A 21,292-nucleotide genomic window follows, 5' to 3' on the forward strand; every position below is an offset into this window, starting at 1 on the left:
GAAAAAGGCACTGGTTCTGAAAAATGTCCCATCGACAAACCACACCGACCCCCCGTCGCCATCAGCGACAGGAACACTTCTGACGCACAGGCGTAAAACCAACGTCAAAGATACGGCAATGCGCGGCCCACTGGCCGGGGGGACACCGCATGCTACCTGCCACGAACGACAATATGGAGAGCACCATGCGGAAAATCCTTTGTGCGGCGGCGCTGTCGCTGATCCTGTCGGCCCCTGCGATGGCGGCAAGCGGCACGACAATCACCCTCCCCGGCGTCAGCGGCACGCAGACGAAGCAGCAGTACAGCTGCGCGAACGGCACGAAGCGTGTGGTCCAGTATGTCAATGCCGGGCCGAACTCGCTCGCCATCATGACGATAGACGGCGAGCCTTACATTCTGGTGACTGTCGTTTCCGGTTCCGGCGCACGCTACACCGGGAGCCGTTATCAGTGGTTCACCAAGGGCGACGACGCGGTGTTCAGCGATACGCTGGACGAAAGCAAACCGTCCGTCTCCTGCACGGCCGAGTGAAACGGCGTTCTCCGAAAGGGGTGGAAAACGCATGCCGCCTTGCCTGACTGACGCTTGAGAACGCGCGGCAGGGGAGTATTGTCGAGCCAGTCCAGTCCCGGAGGCCGAGAATGCCCTTCCTGCCCACCCGCCGCTTCGTGCTTCAGGGCATCGCCCTGCTTCTGGCCTCCACGGCCCTGCCGCGCCTGTCATGGGCGGCGGGGGGCGGGCGCCTGACGGTCGCGGCGGATTCGGAGCCGAAGAACCTCAACCCGGCCATCGTCGCATCGAACGGCGTTTTCTTCGTGGCCAGCAAGGTGGTGGAGGCGCTGGCGGAGGCGGATTATTCCGCCCGCGATGGCCTTCGCCCGCTGCTGGCGACCGGCTGGGAAGGCTCGGACGACGGGCTGACCGTCACCTTCCGGCTCAGGGAAGGGGTGAAATGGCATGACGGCGCGCCCTTCACCTCTGCCGATGTCGCCTTCTCCGCCATGCAGATCTGGAAGCCGCTCCAGAACCTCGGGCGGTCGGTCTTCGCCAATCTCGCCGCCGTGGACACGCCGGACGCCCATACGGCGGTTTTCCGGTTCTCGGCACCCACGCCGCTACAGCTTGTCCGCAACGCCCTGCCGGTCGTTTCGAGCGTCGTGCCCAGGCATATCTATGAAAACGGACCGATCCCGGACAATCCGGCGAACGTGCGGCCCATTGGAACCGGGCCCTTCGTCTTTGCCGATTACCGCCCGGGGCAATACTACCTGCTGAAGAAGAACCCCGATTACTGGGACGAGGGCAAGCCTCTGCTGGACGAGATCGTGTTCCAGGTGCTGCCCGACCGCGCCTCCGCCGCTGCGGCGCTGGAGGCGGGCGATATCCAGCTCGCCGCCTTCTCCGCCGTGCCGCTGGCCGATCTTGCGCGGATCGGCAAGGTGCCGGGGCTTCAGGTCTTCACCCGCGGCTACGAGGCGCTGACCTATCAGCTTGTTGTGGAGATCAACCATCGCCGCAAGGAACTGGCCGATCTGAAGGTCAGGCAGGCCATCGCTCACGCGATCGACAAATCCTTCGTGGTGAACACGATCTTTCTCGGCTACGCCACCGCCGCCACCGGCCCCGTGCCGCAGAACGCGGCGGAGTTCTATACGCCGGACGTGCCGACTTATGACTTCGATCCGGCGCGGGCGGAAGCGCTGCTGGACGAAGCGGGCTACCCCAGGGGCGCCAATGGCACCCGGTTCGCCCTGAACCTGCTGCCCGCCCCCTATTTCAACGAAACCCGGCAGTTCGGCGACTATCTGCGGCAGGCCTTGGCCGTGGTGGGGATCGACGCGCGGGTGGTGAATAACGATTCCGCCGCGCACCAGAAGGCGGTCTATACCGACCATGCCTTCGACCTCGCCATCGCGCCGCCGGTGTTCCGCGGGGATCCGGCGATCTCCACCACCATCCTCGTGCGGTCGGGCGTGCCGGACGGCGTGCCCTTCTCCAACCAGGGCGGCTATGCGAACCCCTCGCTCGACGCGCTGATCGACAAAGCCGCGGTGACGCTGGACACGGCGGAGCGGGTCGCGCTCTACAAGGATTTCCAGCGCAAGGTCGCGGCGGACCTGCCGCTCATCAACGTGGCGGAGTGGAGCTTCACCAGCGTCGCGAGCGACCGGCTGGAAAATATCGCCAACAATCCCCGCTGGGCCGTCTCCGGCTGGGCGGATGCCGCGCTCACGCCCTGACGGCGGATGGCCCGTCTCCTCCGCCTCCTGCGTCGTCGGGCGCTGACCGCGATTCCGGTTCTGCTGATCGTGGTGCTGGGCACCTTCCTGATGCTGGAGGCCGCGCCCGGCGACGCGGTGGACGCCTATCTGGCGGGCATCGGGGGCGGCGATGCGGCGCTCGGGGCAGAGCTGCGCGCGCGCTACGGGCTGGACATCTCGGGGGCGAGGCGGCTCGGCGCCTATCTCGCGGCGCTTGCGCACGGGGACATGGGGCGTTCCGTGGCCTTCGACCGGCCCATCGCCGCGCTGATCGGAGAGCGGCTCCCAATCACGCTTCTTCTGATGGGCAGCGCCACGGCGCTGGCCTTCACGCTCGGCTCCCTGCTGGGCATCGTCGCAGGGGCGCGTCCGGGTTCGCTGGCGGACAGGCTGCTGTCCACCGGCTCGCTCGCGCTTTATGCCGTTCCGGGGTTCTGGCTGGGGCTGGTGCTGGTCACGGTGTTCGCCGTCAACCTGCGCTGGCTGCCGGTTTCGGGGCTGGAGACGATCGCCTCGGGGCGGACGGGGCTGTCGCGGGCCGTCGATATCGCCGAGCATCTGGTGCTGCCGGTCACGGCGCTCGGCGTCATCTATCTGGCCCTTTTCCTGCGGCTCATGCGGGCGGGAATGGCAGAGGTCTGGCGGCAGGATTTCGTCACCGCGTTGCGCGCCCGCGGGCTGTCGAGGCGGAGCATCGTCGTGGGCCATGTCGCGCGGAACGCCCTCCTGCCGCTCATCACCATGCTGGGCTATCAGGCAGGGGCGATGCTGGGCGGCTCGGTGGTGATCGAGAGCGTCTTTGCCATTCCGGGCTTCGGGCGTCTGGCACAGGAGGCCGTCGCCGGCCGTGACGCACCCCTTCTGGCGGGGGTCATCCTCACCTCGGCTGTGGCGGTGTTGCTGGCCAACCTGCTGGTGGACATGGCCTATGCCTGGCTCGACCCCCGTATCGGGAGCGGTGCATGAGGCGGCTTCTCGCGGCGCCGGGCGGGCGGGCCGGGCTTGTCCTGCTCGGGGCGGTGCTGGCCCTCGCCCTGCTGGCGCCGCTCCTTTATCCCGGCGATCCGCTGGCCATTGCGGGGCCGCCGCTCCTGCCGCCCTTCACCGACGCGGGCCACCCCCTTGGCACCGACAGGCTGGGGCGGGACGTCGCGGCGGGCCTTGCCCATGGAGCGCGGACATCGCTGCTGGTCGGCGTGACTGCCGCGGCGGTGGCGGTCACGCTGGGCGCGCTGGTGGGCACGCTTGCCGGTTTCGCGGGCGGTATCGGAGACGAGCTGTTGATGCGCATTGTCGATGCCTTTCAGATCGTGCCGGGGTTCCTGCTGGCCCTGGCCTTCGTCTCCGTCGCGGGGCCTTCGGTCCCTGTCGTGGTTCTGGCAATCGCGCTTGGCGCATGGACGGCCCCCGCACGGGTGGCGCGGGCGGAAGTGCTCTCCATCCGTTCCCGCGATTTCGTCTCGGCCGCGCGGGTTCTGGGGATGCATCCGCTTGAGATCGCCCTGAGGGAGGTGCTGCCGCTTGCCCTGCCGCCGGTTCTGGCCCTGTCCTCCGTCATCACCGCGGGCGCGATCCTGACCGAGGCGGCGCTGTCCTTCCTTGGCCTTGGCGATCCCAATGTGGTGACATGGGGCGGCATGATCGCGGAAGGACGGAGCGTGCTCCGCACCGCCCCCTGGCTTTCCATCCTGCCGGGGATCGCGCTGATGCTGAGCGTCGTCGGGGTCTATCTGTTTTCGGAGGCGCTGGTGGAGACGCTCTCCCGCCGGGATCGGCAGATTTGAGCGCGCTCGCCTCGCTCCGGGGGCTGAGCGTCGCCTATGGCGGGACGCGGGTGCTGCACGGGGTGGATCTCGACCTGCGGACGGGGGAGCGGCTGGCGCTGATCGGGGAAAGCGGGTCGGGGAAATCCACGCTGGCGCTGGCGCTCGCCGGGCTGCTGCCCGTTTCCGCGCGGGTGACGGGGCAGATCGACTGGGCGTCAGGCCCTGTCCGGCCGGGGCGGGATTACGGCTTTGTCTTTCAGCAGCCGGCGGCAAGTTTCGATCCCGTCCTCTCCATCGGAAACCAGATGACGGAAGTGCTCCGCCACCACCTGAAACTGGCGGCGGACGCCGCGCGCGGGCGGGCGGCGGAGCTGCTGGCCCGCGTGGGCATACCGGAGCCAGCCGCCGCGCTCCGCCGGTTTCCCCATCAGTTCTCGGGCGGACAGCTGCAACGGATCGCGATTGCCACCGCCATCGCGGCGGAGCCGCATGTGCTCATCGCGGACGAGGCGACAAGCGCGCTGGACACCATCGTTCAGGCGCGGATCGTGGCGCTGCTCCGCGCGCTGACCGCACCCGCCTCCGGGATGACGCTGCTTTTCATCACCCATGACATCGCCCTCGCCTCCGGTCTTGCCGACCGGATCGCAGTGCTGGAGGCCGGCCGCCTCATACAGGTGGGACCGGCGGCGGAGGTGCTGGCGGCGCCTTTGCCCTACACCGCCCGCCTGCTGGCCGCGCATCTGGACCTTGAGAGCCCCCGGCTGGTATCGAGGCGCCCATGACGCCACGCCCGCCCTCCACGCCACCGGCGCTGCTTGCGGCGGAGGGGCTGTCCCTCACCTATGCGGGCCGTGCCGACCATGCGCTGAAGGACGTATCGCTGACCGTTGCCGCGGGGGAGACGCTGGGCCTTGTCGGCCCCTCCGGCTGCGGCAAGACCACGCTCGGGCGGGTGCTTCTCCGGCTGGTCAGGCCCGATACAGGTCGGGTCGCGCTGCTGGGGGAGGACTGGCTGGCGCTGAGCGGAAGCGCGCTGCGCCGGCGGCGCGGGCGGATGCAGCTCGTCTTTCAGGACCCGCTCGCCGCCTTCAACCCGCGCGCCACGGCAGGCTCCGCCATCGCCGATGCGCTGCGGCTTCAGACCACGCTTCCCGCGGCGGAGCGTCCTGCCCGCGTTGCCCTGCTCCTGGCGCGGACGGGGCTTTCGCCCGATCTGGCGACCCGGCCCATCCATGCGCTCTCCGGGGGGCAGCGGCAGCGCGTGGCCATCGCCCGCGCCATCGCGACGGAGCCGCGTCTCATCGTGCTGGACGAGGCGGTCTCGGCGCTCGACATCTCCATCCGGGGGCGAATCCTTCGGCTTCTGGTCGATCTTCAGCAGGAAACGGGGGTTTCCTACCTTTTCATCTCGCATGACATCGCGGTGGTGCGGGCGATTTCCCACCGGCTCGCCGTGATGGACCGGGGCCGGATCGTGGAGACCGGAGAAACGGAGGAGGTGCTGGCAAAACCCGGCTCCGACACGCTCCGCGACCTGATCGCGGCGGTCCCCCGGCTGCACGCTTGCGGTTGACGCGCTCCGATCCTGCCGCACATTGCCTTGGAGAACCCTTCGGATCAGGCCCTTTACAGAACCCTTCGGATCAGGATGACATCATGCCTGCGAATGAGGACAAACCCACCGAAACGACCCGTCTCGGAGACGAGAGCTTCATGACGGCGGAAGATCTCCAAGCCTATATGGATCGCCGCCGCGCTGCCATGGACGCCGATGACAGCGCCACCAAAACGGAGGCCAACCAGGCCCGAGACGAGTTGATCGCCCAGCTTTCGGAGCCTTTGAAGATCAATCGCCAGACGGTCCATGATCTTGTGGACAACCTCAAGATGCGGCTGACCACCGCCGCCGAGCGGGGAGAGACGGAAGTGCTCATGCTCCGCTTCCCGAACGCGCTCTGCACCGATCATGGCCGGGCGATCAACAACGAGGAGCCGGACTGGCCCGAGACGCTGACCGGGCGGCCCCGGCAATTCTACGAAATCTGGCGCGATCACCTGAAAGCCGCGGACTATCAGCTCAAGGCGATGGTCATCGACTGGCCCGACGGGATGCCGGGAGATATCGGCATGTATCTGAGCTGGAAACGGCTGGAGTAGCCGCTACCGCCCTGCAAAGGGATCGCGCGCCAGTCGCGTCATAGCCTCCGCGTATTGCAGGGCCAGCCGGTCGCAGAGTTCCGCTGCGCCCGGAATGTCTCCGAGCGAACCGACGCCCTGCCCGGCAGACCACACGTCCCGCCAGACCTTCGCCTCGTTTCCCATGTCGAGCGCGCCATGGCTTTGCAGGTTCGCCGGGTCCATGCCTGCGGCAACGACGCTCTGCGCAAGAAAATTCGCCCCCACCCCGGAAATCGCCGGTGTGTAGAGGATATCGGCCGCACGCGCGGCCACGGTCATCTCCTTCTGCGCAAGGCTCACCATCGCCTCGCGCGTGGTAAGGAAACGGGTGCCGAGATAGGCCAGGTCCGCGCCCATCGCCCGCGCTGCGGCGATATGCGCCCCGGTGGACATGGCCCCCGAAAGCGCGATGGCCCCGTCGAAGATGGCGCGGATCTCCGACACCAGCGCAAAGGGGCTGATCTGGCCCGCATGGCCCCCGGCACCCGCCGCAACGGCGATGATCCCGTCCACACCCGCCTCTACGGCCTTTTCCGCATGGCGGCGGCTGATGACATCGTGAAACACCAGCCCGCCATAGGAATGCACCGCATCCACCACATCCGCGACCGCGCCCAGCGAGGTGATGACCAGCGGCACGCGATGCCGGACCACCTCCTCCAGATCGGCGCGCAGACGGGGGTTGGAGCGGTGGACGATCAGGTTCACCCCATAGGGCGCGGGGGTGTCGAAGGCTTCCAGACGGGCCTTTATCTCCTCAAGCCAGGCGACGAAGCCTTCGGTGCTGCGCTGGTTCAGCGCCGGAAAGGTGCCCACCACGCCCGAACGGCAGACCTCCACCACCAGATCGGGGCCGGAGGTCAGGAACATCGGCGCGGCAATGGCGGGCAGCCGCAGTGCCTCGAATGCTTTCGGCAATGTCATTGCGCGACGTCCTTTCCGGGCATGACGCCCTGCATGAGACCATCCACCGTCCGCGTCGCGACCTCCTCCGCGGTCATCGGCCCCGCCGGGTCGAACCAGGCGCCAAGACCGTTCAGCGCCCCGGCGAAGGTAAAGGCGGCAAGGCGCGGATCGGGCGTGCTGAGGCTTCCCTCCGCCGCGCCCTCCGCCACCACGGCACGAATGAGCAGGTCGATCTCCCGCTTCAGGGAGCGGAAGGCGGCGCGGCTTTCCGGGGAGAGCAGGTGGTCCTGCGTCCGCGCCACGCAGATGCCGAAATCGTCCAGCATGATCCGCGCATAAGCCAGCAGCATGGCACGGAGCCGCTTCGGCGCGGGATCCCCCGCCACCGCCGCATCCCGTGCGGAAGCCGCGATGGCGTTCAGCCCGCGCCGGGTGCATTCGAAGAGGATCTCGTCCTTGTTGGCGAAGTAGCGATAGATCGTCGGCTTGGTCACGCCCAACGCCTCCGCCACATCGTCGAGCGAGGTTGCATGGTAGCCGCGTTCGTTGAAGAACCGGGCCGCGGTTCGGAGCACGGCATCCTGCTTGCGGCTCCGCTCCCCCGAGCGCTGGCGGGAGTGGCTCCAGGGGGAGAGGGCTGGTTTCGACATGGGACCGCGCATTTACTTATCGGTAACACGATAGAGCCATGCCCTTCCCCTCCGGTCAAGCACCCAGCCCGAGACTTCCGTATGGTTAGGTCGTCTCTATGGGGCGCAATCGATTTTCATAATTTACACCCGTCACCTCCGACAGAGAGAGTAACCGGAGGCCCGCACCGGACAGCGCAGGGGCCGGGGGCGGCCCGTCGGGTGCCGCAGGCCCGGCTCGCTCTGCTCGACGGTGGGCCGCTCCCGCCATCCGGCATGCCACGCCGGCTGGCCTACATTCCGCGATCCGGTATCGCCGCGAAAGGAATCGATATGACGAAGAAACCCATGGTTCTGGGCGGGCTTTTCGAAGCGAACGGCTACCATTCCTCCGCCTGGCTGGTGCCGGGAGCGACGGACGGGGCGGCCACCGATGTCGATTACTTCAAGGACATCGTGCAGAAGGCCGAGGACGGCAAGCTCGACTTCTTCTTCCTGGCCGATACGCCCGCCGCGCGGACGGAGAAGCTCGACGCATGGACGCGCGGGCCGCTCTACATGAACATGCTGGAGCCGATCACCCTGCTGACGGCGCTGGCGGGGTGCACCTCGCATATCGGGCTCGGCGCGACGGCCTCCACCAGCTTTTACGAGCCCTACAACGTGGCGCGGCTCTTCGCCTCGCTCGACCATATCAGCCACGGGCGCGCGGCGTGGAACGTCGTGACCTCCGCCAATGACTTCGCGGCGCGCAACTTCGGGCTGGACAAGCTGCCCCCGCATGATCGCCGCTATGAGAAGGCGCAGGAATTCTTCAAGATCGTCACCTCCCTCTGGGACACCTGGGAGGACGATGCCTTTGTCTATGACCACGACGGCGTGCGGATGTTCGATCCGGCGAAGTTCCATGTCACGGATCACGAGGGCCCGTTCTTCAAGGTGCATGGCGGGCTCAACATGGCGCGGCCGCCGCAGGGGCACCCGGTGATCTTCCAGGCGGGCGCTTCGGAGGCGGGCAAGGAGCTCGCCGCCGAAACGGCCGAAGTGGTGTTCGGCACCGGCGCCAACAAGGCGCAGGCCATCCGCTTCTACGAAGACCTGAAGGGCCGCATGGCGAAATTCGGCCGCGACCGGGAAGAGCTGAAAGTGCTCTCCGGCGTCTCCATCGTCGTGGGAGAGGACGAGGAGGACGCCCGCCGCAAGTGGGACTATTGGCAAGGCCTCGTCCACACGGACATCAGCCTGATGTATATGAAGACCGATCTGGAGACCGACCTGTCGGACCTGCCGCTGGACGAACCTGTCCCGGAACATCGCATCCCGGAGAAATCGAACTTCCATCAGGTCTATTTCGACGAGATCGTCGGCCTCATCCGTCAGGGTCTGACGCTCCGCGAAGTGATGCGGAAGTACAACCGCTCCAAGGCGATCTTCTTCGGCACCGGTGCGCAGGTGGCCGACCAGATGGAGGATTGGGTCGCCTCGGGTGCCTCCGACGGCTTCATGATCGCCTTCCCGGTGCTGCCGGAGTGCCTGACCGATTTCACGACGAAGGTGGTGCCCGAACTTCAGCGCCGCGGACTTTTCCGCACCGAATACACCGGCACCACGCTGCGCGACAATCTGGGCCTGAAACGCCCGCCGAACCGCCATGCAACGGCGGGCGCCAGCCTCGCCGCGGAATAACCCTCCCCCTCAGGCGGGCCGACAGACGCCCGCCACATCATCCCGACAGGACCTCCCCCATGAAAGACGTCATCACATCGGCTGACGAACGGCAGCTCCGCATCGACCTTGCGGCGACCTTCCGCATCGTCGCGCGGCTGGGCATGCACGAAGCCGTCGCGAACCACTTCAGTGCCGCCGTTTCCCCCGACGGCCGCCAGTTCCTGCTGAACCCCAAGTGGAAGCATTTCTCCACCATCCGGGCCAGCGACCTGCTCCTGCTCGATGCCGACGACCCGGCGACGGCCAGAAGCGGGCTGGTGGACCCGACGGCCTGGGCGATCCATGGCCAGATCCACAAGTCGAACCCCTCGGCGCGGGTGGTGCTGCATCTCCATCCGATCCACGCCACCGCGATCGCCTGCCTGCAAAACCCCGCGATCCTGCCCATCGACCAGAACACCGCCCGCTATTTCAACCGCGTGGCCGTCGACCTGCACTATGGCGGCATGGCCGATTCGGTGGAGGAAGGCGCGCGGTTGGCGGGGCTGCTCGGCACTCACTCGCGCCTGATGATGGGCAACCACGGGATTCTCGTCGCCTCCGACAGTATCGGCGTGGCCTTCGACGACATCTACACGATGGAGCGCGCCTGCCAGATCCTCACCACCGCCTATGCCACGGGTCAGCCGCTTTCCGTGCTCTCGGACGAGGTGGCGGAGGCCACGGCGGTCGGCTGGGAGGGCATCCGCGATTTCTCCATCGCGCATTTTGAGGAAATGAAGCGGATCCTCGACCGCGAAGAGCCGGATTACGCCGACTGATGACCATTCTCATCAGCGCGGATGCGGAGCGCGTGGCGACGCTCTCCGACATCCTCCGCCGCGAATTTCCGGGCCGTCGCGTGCTGACCGCGCCCGAGGGCGTGATGCCCGGAGACATGGCCCCCGAGGAGGTCCGCTACCTCGTCACCTTTCGCGCGCCCGCCGGTCTGCACCGGCGGCTCCCGGCGCTGCGCTGCGTCTTCTCCCTCTCCGCCGGGATCGACCAGTTCCGGCAGGAGGATTTCCCCGGACAGACGGAGCTCGTCCGTCTGGTGGATCCTGCGGTGGCGGCCTCCGTGGCGGATTACGTGGCCATGTCGGTGCTGCTCCTCCACCGCGACCTCCCCGCCTACATGGTGCAGAAGGCGCGGCGGCAATGGCGGCAACTGCCGAATCCGCTGCCCTCCGAACGGCAGGTGGGGATCCTCGGCCTCGGTGAGCTGGGCCGCGCGGCGGCGGAACGGCTGCGGCCCTTCGGCTTCCGTCTGGCAGGATGGAGCAGGACACCGCGGGACGTGCCGGGCGTCGCCTCCTTCACCGGGGCGGCGGGCCTGAAGCAGATGGTGCGCAGAAGCGACATCCTCGTCTGCCTCCTGCCGCTGACAGACGAAACCCGCGGGATCATCGACGCGGAGCTTCTGGCGGCCCTGCCCGAAGGCGCCGGTCTCGTCCATGCCGGACGCGGGCCGCAGCTTGACCAGAGGGCGCTTCTTGCCGCGCTGGACGAAGGGCATCTGTCGGCGGCTGTGCTCGACGTGACGGACCCGGAACCGCTTCCGCCGGACGACCCACTCTGGTCGCATCCCCGCGTCATCCTCACCCCGCATGTCGCCAGCCAGACCCGCGCAGGCAGCGCCGCTCTCACGATTGCGGAAAACATCCGCCGCACGGAGCGGGGAGAGGCGATGATCGGCAGCGTGCCGCGCGGCGTGGCGTGTTGATCCTAGCCCCGGATTAGGCAAAGCCTAAGCAGGGGTGCAGAAGTTGATAATTCTTCGCTCTCCCCGGGCGGAGTAGGCTTCGCATCAAGGCAGGCCCTTTGTGAAAGGCGGATACCCATGACGCAGCACGATCCCGCGCTCCGGCCCACCGAGGAGCTGGCGCAGAACGTGAGCCAACCTTTCGAAAAGGCCCGCGCGATGCCGAAATCCGTCTATACGTCGGAGGCGTTCGTCGCGCGGGAACTGGAGACGATCTTTGCCCATGACTGGCTCTGCGCCGGGCGGGCGGACGCGTTGAAGGAACCGGGCGACTACCTGACTATGGACATCGCGGGCGAGCCGATCATCGTGCTGCGCGACCGGGAGGGAAGGCTCCGCGCCATGTCCAACGTCTGTCGCCACCGGATGTCCACGCTGCTGGAGGGCCGCGGCCGGACGCGCGCCATCGTCTGCCCCTATCACGCCTGGACCTACAACCTTGACGGCTCACTGCGGGGCGCGCCCGCGATGGGGCTGAACGAGAGCTTCTGCAAGACCGATGTCGCGCTTCCGCAGATCCGCTGCGAGGAATGGCTAGGCTGGATCCTCGTCACGCTGAACCCGGACGCCCCCGCCCCGGCCGAGCGGCTCGCGGATGTGGAGAAGCTGGTCGGTTATCTCGACATGGGATCCTACGTGGAGACCTTTCGGGAGGAGCACCGCTGGAACACCAACTGGAAGGTGCTGGCGGAGAACTTCATGGAGAGCTACCATCTGCCGGTCTGCCATTCGGACACGATCGGCGGCTCGGTGGACCTGATGAAGATGACCTGCCCGGAGGGGACGGAGGCCTTCAACTACCATTTCATCCTCAAGAACGATTCGGTGCCGCTAGCGCTTGCCCATCCGGAGAACACCCGGCTGCAAGGGGATGAGCGGCGGATCACCTGGCTGCTCGCCATCTATCCCGCGCTGCTCATCACGCTGACGCCGGGGTATTTCTGGTATCTCTGCCTGCACCCCGACGGGCCGGATCACGTGAAGATCCTTTATGGCGGCGGCCTCTCCCCCGAGTTCATGGCCGACCCGGAGGCGGAAGCGCATTTCGCCGCGCTGAAGACCCTGCTCGACGAGGTGAACGAAGAGGACAAGGGCTGCACCGAGCGCGTGTTCCGCGGCGTCTCCTCCCGGTTCGGCGCACCGGGGCATCTGTCGCATCTGGAGCGGCCGAATTTCGAGTTCGCCCAATACGTCGCCCGCCGCGTGGGCGCGCTCCCCGCCGAAAGCTGATTTCGTCCCGCCGGCTTTCGCCGCCCTGTCCTCGACACCGATCCCCGGTTTTCGACCAGCCGAACCCCGGCACAACGCCTGAAAGGCCCCAAGATGCCCGTGCACAAGCGCATCCGCATGTTCAACACCAAGGACACCTATCCCGAGCAGAACCTCGACAACGATCTGTGTCAGGCGGTCGTGGCGCGGGGGCAGACGGTGTTCCTGCGCGGCCAGATCGGCCAGAATCTGGACACGGCCGAAAACGTCGGCATCGGCGACCCGGCGGCGCAGGCGGAACAGGCGATGGCCAATATCAAGATGCTGCTGGAGGAAGCGGGCGGCGAGCTTGAGCATATCACCAAGATCGTCATCTACCTGATCGACCCGCGCTACCGCGAGCCTGTCTATCGCGTCGTCGGCAAGTGGCTGAAGGGGGTCTATCCCGTCTCCACCGGCATCGTCGTCTCCGCCCTTGCCCGGCCCGAATGGCTGGTGGAGATCGATGCGACCGCCGTGATCCCGGATTGAGCACCGAACTGAGCCCGACAGGCGCCGTCCAGCGGCGCGCGCCCGCCGAGACAACCCCCGGGACAACTCCCGAGACAGCCCCTGAGCCAGCAAAGAGCCTGCACGGATGACCTTCTCCATCTCCGCCACCTGTCCCGACACCGGGGCGTTCGGCATCGCGATCAGTTCTTCCTCTCCGGCGGTTGCGGCGCGCTGCGCCCATGCCCGTGCGGGGGTGGGCGTGGTTGCCAGCCAGAATGTGACCGATCCGTCGCTCGGCCCCCGCGCGCTCGATCTCATGGCGCGCGGCATGGGGGCGGAGGAGGCGCTCGCGGCGCTGCTGGACGGTTACGCCGCCGCCGACTGGCGGCAGGTAGTGATCGTGGACGGCACCGGGCAGAGCGCCATCCATTCCGGCGCCCGTGTTCTCGGCACCTTCGGCACGGCGCGGGGGCGGTTCTGCGCCGCTGCGGGCAACCTGTTGGCGGGCGAGAACGTGCCCGATGCGATGGTCCGCGGCTTCGAGACGGCAGAGGGCGCGCTTCCCGAACGGCTCCTCGCCGCGCTGGAGGCGGGGCAGGCAGCCGGGGGTGAGGCCGGGCCGGTCCATTCCGCCGGGTTGCTGGTGGTGCGCGATGTCTCCTGGCCCATCGCCGACCTGCGCGTGGACTGGGACGACACCGATCCCATCGGGCGGCTGCGCGCGCTGTGGGAAATCTATGCGCCGCAGCTTGAGGATTACGTCAGGCGCGCCATCGCGCCCGAAGCCGCCCCGAGCTACGGTGTGCCGGGCGACCTGTGATCATCCCGGCAGGCGAAAGCAATGCCGCCCGCGCCCATGGCGTCCGGCGCCAGCGAGCACGCAGGCCGCGAACTGCGTCCCGTCTGGCCACCGGGAGGGCCTGCACCTGCTCCACCCGCCCGCTCAGCGGCGGCGCGGCAGGCACCTTCCACCACCCGCCAATATTGCGGGTCATCCATGGGGCCACCCGTCTGGAGGGCTTTCGGCTCCGCAACGGCGCGGCGGCCGCCTGCCTGCTCGCCTCACGGGTCATCGCCGAGCAGAGTGCCCGCGTGGGGAAGGCCGATGCCTGCGATGCTGCGGCAGGCACCCCCGCCGCCTGATCATCCTGCGGGTCATCCATGGTGTCACCCGTCTGGAGGGGCTTCCGGCGCTCTGCAACGGCGTGGCGGGCCGCCCGCCTGCTCATCTCACGGGTGATCTCTTCACGGGTGATCTCTGGCAGATTGCCCTGCGGGACGGATCCGGGCGCCTGCGACGGCGCGGTGCGCCTGCTCACCTCGCGAGGTCATCGCCGGGCAGAGCGCGCCATGGGAGCGGTTCCAACGCCTGCGACGGCGCAGTCCATTGCAGCGATCCCGCCATCGTCCTGTTGCCGACCGGCTTCGATCCCGCGCGCTACGGGGAATTTCCGGCGACAAGCGGTGGCGCAGGAGCATGGAGGCGTTCCTGCATCCAAGGGCGCTCCCTGCCATCGTCTCCTTACCGGCATTCCGCTTCACTCGCCTATGGATGTGGCGGCGATCTGACCGCGAGGCGGGCGCAACCTGCTCCACCGCCTGTCGGGGGCATCGCCGATGAAACAGCGCCACGTGCAAGCGCCGGTCGCGGGAGCGCGCGATTAGGGCGGCTGTTCGCGGCGGAGGCGGTGTCAGAACTCATCTCGCAGGAGGGATCCGGAATAAAGTTCCATCAGGCCAATTTCAGACCATCAACGCGCAGCGGAGGTGAGGGCTCACAAAGGAGGACAAGAGCCGGCAGCACGCCCTCAGCACCGCGTTTTGGGACCGTCTCGGCGGCAGGCTTCCCCTTGCCGGTATCGCGATGGCGGAATCGACGGCACAGGACCGGCCTGCCGTTCCAACCAACCGATCGCGGCTGCAAACCGCGCTGTTGCGCTTGCCGGTATGAGGGCGATAATTCCCCATGCGTTACACCCTTCGCCAGATCGAGTATTTCATCGCCACCGCCGAGACCGGGTCGATCACCCTTGCCTCGGAGCGGGTGAACATCTCGCAGCCCTCCATCTCCACTGCCATCGCGCATCTGGAGGAGGAGCTGGGCACCCAGCTTTTCATCCGCCGCCATGCGCAGGGCCTTTCGCTCACCCCCGCCGGGAGGGCGGTGCTGGCGGAGGCCAAGCGGCTCGTCGAGCAGGCGCAGCAGCTCTACGCCGCCGCTTCAGAGGCGACCGACATGGTGCGCGGCCAATTGAGCCTTGGCTGCATGGCGACGCTCGCCTCCATGGTGCTGCCCGAACTCAGCCACTCGTTCACGCGGGCCTTCCCGACCACCGCCATCGCGCCGCTGATCGGCGATCACGACCAGCTTCTCCGGGCGCTTGTGGACGGGGAATCGGACATCGCCATCACCTATGACCTTCTGGTCCCCGATGGGTTCGAGTTCACGCCCCTTGCCTCATTGCCGCTGCATGCGGTGGTGGGCGAGGTGCATCCCTTCGCCACCCTGCCCGCAATCACGGTGCGCGAACTGGCGGGCGAGCCGCTTCTGCTGCTGGACCTGCCCTCCAGCCGGGAATACTTCCTGTCGATCTTCCTTCAGGCGGGACTCGACCCGGTGATCGGCGGGCGCTCCCCCTACCCGGAGATCCTGCGGACGATGGTGGCGAACGGCTATGGCTATACGCTTGCCAATGTCCTGCCCCGGTCAGACGTTGCGATGGACGGGCGGAAGGTGGTCCGCGTCCGCATCGCAGGGGAGCCGCGGCCGATGATCCTCGGCCTCGCCACGCTCAAGGGACGGCGGAAATCGCGGCTGGTCGAAGCCTTCGCGGAACATTGCCGCACGCATATCTCCGATTCCTACATCCCCGGAATGGTCGCGCCGCTGATGGAACGGCGCGTCCGCGCCTGACCGTCGCGCTTGCGGAAGTGCCGCGAAAACAGGCAGCGGCGCCCATTTCGCGGCAGCGCAGCATTCAGCGCCCTCATGGCCGCCGAGGCGCTGGCCTGCCGCCACACCCGTTGGACGCGCTATTGCCGCTTTCTCCGGGCAGCACGGCGGATGGATAGGACTTCCCTAACCAACCCCGCCGGTTTTCTTAATTTACGCCGTCGCCCCCCGCCCCCATCACCAGAGGACAGCCACGACGGGAGCGAGAGATGACCACCGAATCCCCGATCCGCGCCGCCCAGATGACGCCAAAGCTCCATGCTCAGGGACTGGGCAAGAGCTATGGAGATGTGCAGGCGCTTCGTCCCGTTGATCTGAAGGTGCAGGCGGGGGAGCTTCTGACCCTGCTCGGCCCTTCCGGCTCGGGCAAGACGACGCTCCTTCAGCTCATCGCGGGGCTGGTGGAGCCGACGGACGGGCGGCTCCTGATCGACGGGCGCGACATGACCCACGCCCCCGCCAGCAAGCGCGACATCGGCGTGGTCTTCCAGAGCTATTCGCTGTTTCCCCATCTCACCGTGGCGGAGAACGTCTCCTTCCCGCTCCAGATGCGCAGGCTCCCCGCAGCCGAGGTCCGCCGGAAGGTGGAAGCGGCGCTGGAGATGGTCGGCCTCTCCGGCTTCGACCGCCGCTTCCCCTCCGACCTGTCCGGCGGCCAGCAGCAGCGCGTGGCCCTGGCGCGCTGTCTTGTCTATGAACCCTCGCTGATCCTGATGGACGAGTCGCTTTCCGCGCTCGACCGCAAGCTGCGCGAGCAGATGCAGATCGAGATCAAACGCATCCACCGCGAAACCGGCTCCACCATCATCTTCGTCACCCATGACCAGGAGGAGGCGCTCGCGCTTTCCGACCGCATCTGCCTGATGCGCGACGGGCAGATCGAGCAGGTGGGAACGCCGGTGGAGATCTATGACGCCCCCCGCACGGAATTCGTGGCCGACTTCATCGGCATCTCCAACATCCTGCGCGGCGAGCGGGCCGGGGCCGACCGTCTCCTCACCCCGGACGGCGAACTGCCGCTCCCCCATACCACGGGGAGGGAGGAGCGCATATCGCTCGCCGTGCGGCCCGAATACCTCTCCGTCGCCCCTGCCGGGCAGGGGTTCCTGACCGCGCGGGTGGAGGAGCGGATCTACGCGGGATCGGAAACCCGGCTCATCGTTCGCACGGCGGGAAATGCCGTGCTCACGGTGCGCAGACCGGCGGGAGCCGACCCCATCCCGCCGGGCGAGGTGCTCTCCCTCACCTGGGATCCGGCGAATTCCCGCGTTCTCAAGGCGTAAGACCCATAAAACCGACCCAACAGGAGCTCTCCATGACCACACTGATGAGGCCGACCCGCCGTGGACTTCTCAAGACAGCGGCCATCGGCGCGGTGGGCCTTGCCGCGCCGGCGATCCTGCCGCGCGGCGCCCTGGCCCAGCCCAAGCGGATCACCATCGCAGATGTCGGCGGCGCTCCCGCAGCGGCGATCAAGACGGCGTTCTGCGACCCCTTCCAGCAGGAAACCGGGATCGAGGTCGTCAACGTCGCCCATGACGCGGACCCGGTCAGCCAGTTCAAGATGCTGGTCGATACCAAAACCTTCCTGTGGGACGCCTGCATGGTGACGCCCGATCACGTCGCCCGCCTGCACGAGGCAGGGGACTATATCGAGACGCTTGGCTTCGCGCCCGAAAGCGTTGACGGCATGATCCCCGGCACGCTTACCGCCGACTGGGCCGGTTTTTCCGTCTATGGCATCATCATGGCCTACCGGAACGACAAGTTCGGCGAAAACGGCCCCAAGACCTGGGCGGATTTCTGGGATGTCGAGAAATATCCCGGGCGGCGCGGTCTTTATCGCGGGGCTTCGGGGATGCTGGAACTGGCGCTGCTGGCGGATGGCGTGGCGCCGCAGGACCTCTATCCGATCGACATGGACCGGGCCTTCGCCAAGCTCGACCAGATCAAGGAGCATGTCTCCGTCTGGTGGGCGAGCGGCGCGCAGAACACCCAGATCCTCCAGAACGGCGAAGTGGACATGTCCGACTCCTGGGCCGGGCGCACCTTTGCCGCCATCGACGCGGGCGCACCCGTCACCCCGGTCTGGAACGGGCTTTACAACGTGGACGGCTGGTCGGTGGTGAAGGGCACGCCGCATCTGGAGGAGGTGCGCGAATTCTGCCGCTTCTGCCTCCGCCCGGACCGGCAGGGCCACTATTCCAGCATCGTGGCGAATGGCCCGACCAACAACGGTGCTTTTGAGCACATGGACACGGCCCGCGCCCACCGGATGCCGACCTTCCCCGACAACATCAAGAACCTGACCATGCTGAACTCCGAATGGTGGACGGCGAACAACGACAAGGTGGTGGAGCGGATGGAGGAATGGCTGCTGCTCTGACCGGAGAGCAGCACAGGCCGCCGCTCACCGCGACCGTCGGGGTGAGCGGCGCTCCTGTCCGGCCTGCTGCATTCAGGCCTGCATTCATGGACTGCCGGAGCTGAACATACCGGCGGCGCTCGGGAACACGGCGATTGCCGGCCGCAGCGCGGCCCGGAACTGGATCGAAGACCGGATCGAAGACCGAAGGAAGCCGAGAGATGACCGATCAGACCCTCGCGCCCGCGATGACATCGCCCGCCCCGCAGCCGGTCCGGCAGCCCATCCGGCGCCAGCGGCGACCGTCGCTTCTCTGGCTGGCGCTGCCGGCTCTGCTGTTCCTTGCCGTGTGGTTCCTCTGGCCGGTGGGCCAGATGATGACGGTGGCGTTTCAGGACAAGCAGGGGGCGTTCAGCCTCGAAGGCTTCCGAAAGCTCGTCTCCTCCCCCCTGTATCAGCGGGTGCTGCAGACCACCTTCACCATCGCCTTTCAGGTGACGGTGATCTGCATCCTGCTGGGCTATCCGCTGGCCTACTGGCTGGCAAAGCAGCCGCCACGGCGGCAGCGGATATTGCTGATGCTGGTGCTTCTGGCCTTCTGGACGAGCGCGCTGGTCAAGAACTTCTCCTGGCTGGTGCTGCTGGGCCGGAACGGCGTGGTCGCGGCCGCGATGAACGCGCTCGGGCTGCCGGGCGGCGATGGGCTGCTGTTCTCCCGCCCGACGGTGGTGCTCGGGATGGCGCATACGATGCTGCCCCTCGGCGTCGTCACCATGATGCCGGTGCTCAACCAGATCGACAGGCGCCTGACGCCAGCCGCCGCCACGCTCGGTGCGACGGGGGCGCAGGCGTTCTGGCGCATCTACCTGCCGCTTTCCATGCGCGGGGTCGCAACGGCGGCGCTGCTGATCTTCGTCATGTCGCTGGGCTTCTTCATCACCCCCGCGCTCATCGGCTCCCCCAAGGAGACGCTGATCGGCCAGATGATCATCTCGCAGATCAACCAGCTTCAGAACTGGCAGTTCGGCGCGGTGCTGGCGCTGGTGCTGATGGGGAGCACCCTGCTCGCCATCCTGCTGTTCGACCGGGTGTTCGGCATTTCCTCCATCGCCGGGGGCGGGGCGCGCCCGCGTCCGCCGGAGAGCCTGTTCCGCCGTCTGGGCCTGGGCGTGGCGACGGGGCTGGGCGAGGGCTTCGCGAAGGTGGAGCAGCTCTGGGCAAGCCATCTCCGGGGCCTGCCGGGCGCACGGCTGCTCGATGTCTATGCTTGGGGGCTGATCCTCGTGCTGCTGTTCCCGGTGGTGGGCTTCTTCCCGATGGCCTTCACGGCGGGAGAGTTCATGACCTTCCCGCCCGAAGGCTTCAGCCTCCGCTGGTTCGAGACGTTCTTCAGCTCCCCCCTCTGGCTGGCGGCTATGACGCGCTCCTTCGCCGTGGGCCTTGCGACCGCGGTGGTCACGGTGGTGCTGGCGGGCCTTGCCGCGCTGGCGGTGGTGCGGGGCGGCAGCCGCCTGTCCGGGCCGCTGTTCTTGCTGTTCATGGCGCCCATGGTCGTGCCCACGATCGTTATCGCCATGTCGCTCTTCTACGTCTTTGCGCAGTTCCAGATGGTCGCAACCAATGCCGCGCTGATCGTGGGGCATTCGGTCATCGCGCTGCCCATCGTGTTCGTCGTCCTGCTCGGCACCTTCAAGGGCCACGACTGGCGGCTGGATCAGGCGGCGGCGACGCTGGGGGCGCCCCCGCTTGCCATCGCGCGGCGCATCACCCTGCCGCTGGTGGCGAGCGGACTTGTCGTGGGGTTCATCACCGGCTTCCTGCAGTCCTTCGAGGAACTGACCATCGCCATGTTCGTCGGCGGCGGTCTGGTCACCACCTTGCCCAAGCAGATGTGGGACGACATCCTCTTTCAGGTGAACCCGACGCTGGCCGCGGCCTCCGTCGTGGTGACGGTGATCGTGGCGCTGCTGTTCCTGGCGATGGAACTCATGCAGGGGCGGGTCCGGCGCTGACCGGGCCACCGGATGCGCCGCCGGAGGGGGTGCCGCCGGTTCCGAGCCGAAAGAAGTCGATGTCCTGCTCCAACCCCTTCGCGGCGGCGCGGAGCAGCCGGACATCCGCCGACGGCGTGGCGGCAAGCGCATCTGCGCCCTTCCGCAGCGCGCGGGCAGCCTTGCGAGGCTCCCGGTCCAGCCGGGACAGGCGCTCCAGAAGCGCGCGGACGCGGCGGGTCTGCGGCGGCGGGAGCGGCAGGGCAGAGAGATCGTGCAGATGCAGGATCGCCCGTCCGAGCGTCAGCACCGCCAGCCCCCCGTCCGCCGCCCGGACAGGCGCGCGGTCAAGCTTTTCCGACCAGCGGACCAGCCGCAGCACCCGGTGATGAAGCCGCGCCCGCCAGACCGAAGCCCGATGTGCCGCCTGCGGCTCCCGGGCAAGGTGGGTCAACTCCGTCACCATCGTCTCGCGCAGCATGGTCAGCCGCCGGACGCCGTCCACCGGATAGATCAGCCGGAACGCCACCAACCCGGCGAGCGGACCCAGCACCACGGCCACAGCGGCGGTGAGCGAGGTGGACAGGCCCATCGTGAGCGGCCAGACCGGTTGCAGCATCAGCATGACGACCATGTTGTAGTCATAGGCGGCCTGTCCCGTCCGCCGCTGCGCCATCAGCAGGGCACCGACAAGAATCGCGGGCATCATGAGGAGGATGAGACCGAACTCCCCCGACGCGAGCGGCCAGAGCAGCCATCGCACCGCCAGCGCCCCAAGCGCCCCAAGCGCCTGCCCGAGCAGGACGGTACGGATCGTCACCGCAGGGTTGTCGAAGGTCGAAAAGACCGAAGTCATGATCGATGCGCCCAGCATCATGTAGGCGCCAAAGGACCAGCCCGTGACGATCCAGATGCCGCCCACGACCAGCATGGTCACCGCGGCCCGGATCGCCGCCTCACGCCCGCCCCGCCAGTCGCGATGGACGGGCGCGGGATCGGCGCGTCCCGCCTCCTGCCACGGCGCATCGGCCAGGGCGGTGAGGGCGCGGGCCAGAGCGGGCCCGGCCT

20 protein-coding genes are annotated in these 21,292 nt (G+C 67.6%); 17 read left to right on the forward strand and 3 right to left on the reverse strand.

Going from position 1 to position 21,292, the window contains the following annotated elements:
* Positions 1-185 precede the first annotated feature (185 nt).
* The 7 genes from CDV49_RS17970 (at position 186) to CDV49_RS18000 (ending at position 6,189) form a co-directional block, all read left to right on the forward strand.
* Positions 186-533, forward strand: a complete 348-nt coding sequence (locus CDV49_RS17970; RefSeq protein WP_179209260.1) for an MliC family protein — start codon at positions 186-188, stop codon at positions 531-533.
* 110 nt (positions 534-643) lie between these two features.
* Entirely contained in the window at positions 644-2,242 is a 1,599-nt protein-coding gene (locus CDV49_RS17975; RefSeq protein ID WP_088216761.1) for an ABC transporter substrate-binding protein, read from the forward strand.
* A gap of 6 nt (positions 2,243-2,248) precedes the next feature.
* The gene (locus tag CDV49_RS17980; RefSeq protein ID WP_088216762.1) at positions 2,249-3,229 is read left to right on the forward strand and encodes an ABC transporter permease; all 981 of its coding nucleotides are present in this window, start codon (positions 2,249-2,251) and stop codon (positions 3,227-3,229) included.
* Positions 3,226-4,047 (forward strand): ABC transporter permease, encoded by an 822-nt coding sequence (locus CDV49_RS17985; protein ID WP_088216763.1) that lies wholly within the window; start codon positions 3,226-3,228, stop codon positions 4,045-4,047. Before CDV49_RS17980 ends, CDV49_RS17985 begins: the two co-directional genes overlap by 4 nt.
* Positions 4,044-4,814, forward strand: a complete 771-nt coding sequence (locus CDV49_RS17990) for an ATP-binding cassette domain-containing protein (RefSeq protein WP_088216764.1) — start codon at positions 4,044-4,046, stop codon at positions 4,812-4,814. Before CDV49_RS17985 ends, CDV49_RS17990 begins: the two co-directional genes overlap by 4 nt.
* Entirely contained in the window at positions 4,811-5,605 is a 795-nt protein-coding gene (locus CDV49_RS17995; RefSeq protein WP_088216765.1) for an ABC transporter ATP-binding protein, read from the forward strand. Before CDV49_RS17990 ends, CDV49_RS17995 begins: the two co-directional genes overlap by 4 nt.
* 83 nt (positions 5,606-5,688) lie before the next feature.
* Complete coding sequence (locus CDV49_RS18000) at positions 5,689-6,189, forward strand: hypothetical protein (protein WP_088216766.1); 501 nt, start codon at positions 5,689-5,691, stop codon at positions 6,187-6,189.
* A 3-nt stretch (positions 6,190-6,192) separates the two neighbouring features.
* Here CDV49_RS18000 and CDV49_RS18005 read toward each other — a convergent pair whose 3' ends face one another.
* Positions 6,193-7,134 carry an NAD(P)H-dependent flavin oxidoreductase gene (locus CDV49_RS18005; protein WP_088216767.1) on the reverse strand — a complete coding sequence of 314 codons (942 nt, stop codon included), beginning with the start codon at positions 7,132-7,134 and terminating at the stop codon, positions 6,193-6,195.
* Positions 7,131-7,766: a TetR/AcrR family transcriptional regulator gene (locus CDV49_RS18010; protein WP_088216777.1), complete on the reverse strand. Its 636-nt coding sequence runs from the start codon at positions 7,764-7,766 to the stop codon at positions 7,131-7,133. The genes CDV49_RS18005 and CDV49_RS18010 overlap by 4 nt, the downstream gene beginning before the upstream one ends.
* A 312-nt stretch (positions 7,767-8,078) precedes the next feature.
* Between CDV49_RS18010 and CDV49_RS18015 the strand changes: the two genes are divergently transcribed.
* The 10 genes from CDV49_RS18015 (at position 8,079) to CDV49_RS18060 (ending at position 20,245) form a co-directional block, all read left to right on the forward strand.
* Positions 8,079-9,431, forward strand: a complete 1,353-nt coding sequence (locus CDV49_RS18015) for an LLM class flavin-dependent oxidoreductase (RefSeq protein ID WP_218822005.1) — start codon at positions 8,079-8,081, stop codon at positions 9,429-9,431.
* Between the two features lie 59 nt (positions 9,432-9,490).
* The gene (locus CDV49_RS18020) at positions 9,491-10,234 is read left to right on the forward strand and encodes a class II aldolase and adducin N-terminal domain-containing protein (RefSeq protein ID WP_088216768.1); all 744 of its coding nucleotides are present in this window, start codon (positions 9,491-9,493) and stop codon (positions 10,232-10,234) included.
* Complete coding sequence (locus CDV49_RS18025; RefSeq protein WP_088216769.1) at positions 10,234-11,175, forward strand: 2-hydroxyacid dehydrogenase; 942 nt, start codon at positions 10,234-10,236, stop codon at positions 11,173-11,175. Before CDV49_RS18020 ends, CDV49_RS18025 begins: the two co-directional genes overlap by 1 nt.
* A gap of 117 nt (positions 11,176-11,292) precedes the next feature.
* On the forward strand, positions 11,293-12,444 hold the full coding sequence (locus CDV49_RS18030; protein ID WP_088216770.1) for an aromatic ring-hydroxylating oxygenase subunit alpha: 1,152 nt from the start codon (positions 11,293-11,295) through the stop codon (positions 12,442-12,444).
* A gap of 93 nt (positions 12,445-12,537) precedes the next feature.
* Positions 12,538-12,954, forward strand: a complete 417-nt coding sequence (locus CDV49_RS18035) for a RidA family protein (protein WP_088216771.1) — start codon at positions 12,538-12,540, stop codon at positions 12,952-12,954.
* A 106-nt stretch (positions 12,955-13,060) separates the two neighbouring features.
* Positions 13,061-13,735, forward strand: coding sequence for a DUF1028 domain-containing protein (locus CDV49_RS18040; protein ID WP_088216772.1), 675 nt, complete (start codon positions 13,061-13,063; stop codon positions 13,733-13,735).
* Between the two features lie 1,146 nt (positions 13,736-14,881).
* Positions 14,882-15,829, forward strand: a complete 948-nt coding sequence (locus tag CDV49_RS18045; protein ID WP_088216773.1) for a LysR family transcriptional regulator — start codon at positions 14,882-14,884, stop codon at positions 15,827-15,829.
* 248 nt (positions 15,830-16,077) lie between these two features.
* Positions 16,078-17,151: an ABC transporter ATP-binding protein gene (locus tag CDV49_RS18050; RefSeq protein ID WP_088216774.1), complete on the forward strand. Its 1,074-nt coding sequence runs from the start codon at positions 16,078-16,080 to the stop codon at positions 17,149-17,151.
* 32 nt (positions 17,152-17,183) lie between these two features.
* Positions 17,184-18,254: an ABC transporter substrate-binding protein gene (locus CDV49_RS18055; RefSeq protein ID WP_218822006.1), complete on the forward strand. Its 1,071-nt coding sequence runs from the start codon at positions 17,184-17,186 to the stop codon at positions 18,252-18,254.
* 200 nt (positions 18,255-18,454) lie between these two features.
* Positions 18,455-20,245, forward strand: coding sequence for an ABC transporter permease subunit (locus CDV49_RS18060; protein ID WP_256947398.1), 1,791 nt, complete (start codon positions 18,455-18,457; stop codon positions 20,243-20,245).
* On the opposite strand, the gene CDV49_RS18065 is transcribed toward CDV49_RS18060, so the two are convergent.
* Positions 20,220-21,292: FUSC family protein (locus CDV49_RS18065; protein WP_088216775.1), on the reverse strand; the 1,073-nt coding region annotated here is incomplete at its 5' end. The genes CDV49_RS18060 and CDV49_RS18065 overlap by 26 nt on opposite strands.

This window comes from Haematobacter genomosp. 1 (assembly GCF_002196855.1).
In the GTDB taxonomy this organism is placed as follows: Bacteria; Pseudomonadota; Alphaproteobacteria; order Rhodobacterales; family Rhodobacteraceae; genus Haematobacter.

Bases quoted from the DNA above. Each gene is read 5' to 3' on its own strand.
- CDV49_RS17970 (WP_179209260.1), top strand. From the start codon at position 186: ATGCGGAAAATCCTTTGTGCGGCGGCGCTGTCGCTGATCCTGTCGGCC.
- CDV49_RS17975 (WP_088216761.1), top strand. From the start codon at position 644: ATGCCCTTCCTGCCCACCCGCCGCTTCGTGCTTCAGGGCATCGCCCTG.
- CDV49_RS17980 (WP_088216762.1), top strand. From the start codon at position 2,249: ATGGCCCGTCTCCTCCGCCTCCTGCGTCGTCGGGCGCTGACCGCGATT.
- CDV49_RS17985 (WP_088216763.1), top strand. From the start codon at position 3,226: ATGAGGCGGCTTCTCGCGGCGCCGGGCGGGCGGGCCGGGCTTGTCCTG.
- CDV49_RS17995 (WP_088216765.1), top strand. From the start codon at position 4,811: ATGACGCCACGCCCGCCCTCCACGCCACCGGCGCTGCTTGCGGCGGAG.
- CDV49_RS18000 (WP_088216766.1), top strand. From the start codon at position 5,689: ATGCCTGCGAATGAGGACAAACCCACCGAAACGACCCGTCTCGGAGAC.
- CDV49_RS18005 (WP_088216767.1), bottom strand. From the start codon at position 7,134: ATGACATTGCCGAAAGCATTCGAGGCACTGCGGCTGCCCGCCATTGCC.
- CDV49_RS18010 (WP_088216777.1), bottom strand. From the start codon at position 7,766: ATGTCGAAACCAGCCCTCTCCCCCTGGAGCCACTCCCGCCAGCGCTCG.
- CDV49_RS18015 (WP_218822005.1), top strand. From the start codon at position 8,079: ATGACGAAGAAACCCATGGTTCTGGGCGGGCTTTTCGAAGCGAACGGC.
- CDV49_RS18020 (WP_088216768.1), top strand. From the start codon at position 9,491: ATGAAAGACGTCATCACATCGGCTGACGAACGGCAGCTCCGCATCGAC.
- CDV49_RS18025 (WP_088216769.1), top strand. From the start codon at position 10,234: ATGACCATTCTCATCAGCGCGGATGCGGAGCGCGTGGCGACGCTCTCC.
- CDV49_RS18030 (WP_088216770.1), top strand. From the start codon at position 11,293: ATGACGCAGCACGATCCCGCGCTCCGGCCCACCGAGGAGCTGGCGCAG.
- CDV49_RS18035 (WP_088216771.1), top strand. From the start codon at position 12,538: ATGCCCGTGCACAAGCGCATCCGCATGTTCAACACCAAGGACACCTAT.
- CDV49_RS18040 (WP_088216772.1), top strand. From the start codon at position 13,061: ATGACCTTCTCCATCTCCGCCACCTGTCCCGACACCGGGGCGTTCGGC.
- CDV49_RS18045 (WP_088216773.1), top strand. From the start codon at position 14,882: ATGCGTTACACCCTTCGCCAGATCGAGTATTTCATCGCCACCGCCGAG.
- CDV49_RS18050 (WP_088216774.1), top strand. From the start codon at position 16,078: ATGACCACCGAATCCCCGATCCGCGCCGCCCAGATGACGCCAAAGCTC.
- CDV49_RS18055 (WP_218822006.1), top strand. From the start codon at position 17,184: ATGACCACACTGATGAGGCCGACCCGCCGTGGACTTCTCAAGACAGCG.
- CDV49_RS18060 (WP_256947398.1), top strand. From the start codon at position 18,455: ATGACCGATCAGACCCTCGCGCCCGCGATGACATCGCCCGCCCCGCAG.